Genomic DNA, 2,333 nt, shown 5'->3' with positions numbered 1-2,333 from the left:
CCCCGCCCCTCTCCCTTTCGTGGCGCGGGGGGGGGGGTGGTGGGGGGCCCCGTCGGGGGCCCCCAACTGCCCCGGCCGGGGCGGGGGGCGGCCCCCCCCGGGGGCGCCCCCCGGGACTCGCCCGGGAACGCCGATCGCCCCGCCCGGCGGAGTGCCGGACGGGGCGATCGGTGCTGCTGCGTCGTGCTGTTGTGCTGGTGTCCTGCGCTGTTCAGGCCGCCGTCTTGGCGGTGCCCGGCTTCGGGGCGACCGGCTTGGCCGGGCCGCCGCCGAAGACGCCGAGGAAGATCGTCAGCGTCGGCACCAGGTAGGCGAGCCAGACCACCAGCTGGAAGACCGTCGGGTCCGGCTGGAAGTTGAACACGCCCTTCAGCAGGGTGCCGTACCAGCTGTCCTTGGGGATGGTGCTGCTGATGTCGAAGGCCAGGTTGTGCAGGCCGCCCAGCCAGCCCGCCTCCTGCAGGTCGTGCACGCCGTACGCCAGCACGCCGGCGGCGACCACGACCAGCATGGCGCCGGTCCAGGTGAAGAACTTGGCCAGGTTGATCTTCAGCGCGCCCCGGTAGAACAGCCAGCCGAGGACCACCGAGGTCAGCAGGCCGAGCGCCGCACCGATGATCGGGTTGTAGCCGTCGTTGGTGGCCTGCACCGCCGACCAGATGAACAGCGCGGTCTCCAGCCCCTCGCGGCCCACCGCCAGGAAGGAGGTGACCACCAGCGCCACCGTGCCCATCGCGAGCGCCGCGTCCAGCTTGCCGTGCAGCTCGGCCTTCAGGTGCCGGGCCGTCCGGCGCATCCAGAACACCATCCAGGTGACCAGACCGACGGAGAGGATCGACAGCGTGCCGCCGAGCGCCTCCTGCGCCTCGAAGGTGAGCTGGGTCGAGCCGTACTGCAGCACGGCACCGAACGCCATGCTGAGGATCACGGCCGCCGCGACGCCCGCCCAGACCGGTCCGAGCTTGTCCTTGCGGCCGGTCTTGACCAGGTAGGCGATGAGGATGCAGACGACGAGGCTGGCTTCGAGTCCTTCGCGCAGGCCGATCAGATAGTTGCCGAACACGCTGGCTCCTGGGGGGTGAAGAGGTGGTACGAGGGGTGGCGTGCGGAGGGTCAGCCGAAGAGGGCCTGACCCCACCACTCACCGGGCTTGCGGACGCCCGCCGGGCAGGCGAAGTGGGCCGAACCGACGTGCTGGATGTACTCGTTCAGCGCGTCACTGGCCGCGAGCCGCTGCTGCAGCGGGACGAAGGCCTTGCGGCTGTCGCGCTGGTAGGCCAGGAAGAACAGGCCCGCGTCCAGCCGGCCCAGGCCGTCGGTGCCGTCGGTGAAGGAGAAGCCGCGGCGCAGGATCATCAGGCCGTTGTTGGACTCCGGGTGGGCCAGCCGCACGTGCGAGTCCTCCGGCATGGCCTTGAGGTCCGGCGCGTCGTGCTCCTTGGTCTTCCCGTACGGGGCACCCTCGCCCTTGGTGCGGCCGAAGATGTCCTCCTGCTCCTTGAGCGGGGTGCGGTCCCAGGTCTCGATGTGCATCCGGATCCGCCGGGCGACCAGGTAGGAGCCGCCGGTCATCCAGTCCGCGCCCTCACCGGGGGCGACCCAGACGTGCTCGGCCAGCTTGGCCGTGTCGGTCCCGGCGATGTTGTGGGTGCCGTCCTTGAAGCCCATCATGTTGCGCGGGGTCTGGGCGTCCGGCGTGGTGGAGGAGGTCTTCCCGAAGCCCAGCTGCGACCAGCGGATGTTGACGGTGCCCATGCCGATCCGGGCCAGGTTGCGGATCGCGTGCACGGCGACCTGCGGGTCGTCGGCGCAGGCCTGGATGCAGAGGTCGCCGCCGCTGCGCTGCGGGTCGAGCTTGTCGCCCTTGAACACCGGCAGGTCGATCAGGGCCTCCGGACGCCGGGCCTTGAGGCCGAAGCGGTCCACCATCTGACCGTCCGGGGCGGACTTCTCGAACAGGCTCGGGCCGAAGCCGATCGTGAGGGTGAGCCGGGAGGCGGGCAGGCCGAGCGCCTCGCCGGTGTCGTCCGGCGGGGCCTCGGGCAGGCCGCTGGCCGCACCGCTGCCGACCTCGCGGCCGCCGGTCATCGCGGCGGCCGCCTTGGTCCACTCCTTCAGCATCTTGACCAGCGACTCGCGGGTGGCGTTCGCGGAGACGTCGAAGGAGGCGAAGTGCAGCCGGTCCTGGACCGGGGTGGCGATGCCGGACTGGTGCTCACCGTAGAAGGGGATGTCCGCCGTGCCGACGGCGGCGGCCGCCGGGGCGTCGTCCTCCTGGCCGGTGCCGGCGTCGCCCTGGGCGCGGCCGGGGTCGGCTCGGTCGCCGCAGATCG

At 71.9% G+C, this 2,333-nt stretch carries 2 protein-coding genes; both read right to left on the bottom strand.

Features of this window, described 5'->3' with window-relative positions; genetic code table 11:
* Positions 1-211 precede the first annotated feature (211 nt).
* Positions 212-1,063: an iron uptake transporter permease EfeU gene (efeU, locus tag AB0N76_RS39705; protein ID WP_363565728.1), complete on the bottom strand. Its 852-nt coding sequence runs from the start codon at positions 1,061-1,063 to the stop codon at positions 212-214.
* Between the two features lie 50 nt (positions 1,064-1,113).
* On the bottom strand, positions 1,114-2,331 hold the full coding sequence (efeB, locus tag AB0N76_RS39700) for an iron uptake transporter deferrochelatase/peroxidase subunit (RefSeq protein ID WP_363565727.1): 1,218 nt from the start codon (positions 2,329-2,331) through the stop codon (positions 1,114-1,116).
* Positions 2,332-2,333 lie beyond the last annotated feature (2 nt).

Origin of the sequence: Kitasatospora sp. NPDC093806 (assembly GCF_040683335.1) — a bacterium.
GTDB lineage: Bacteria > Actinomycetota > Actinomycetes > Streptomycetales > Streptomycetaceae > Kitasatospora.
This window is presented reverse-complemented; position numbering and strand designations above follow the sequence as displayed.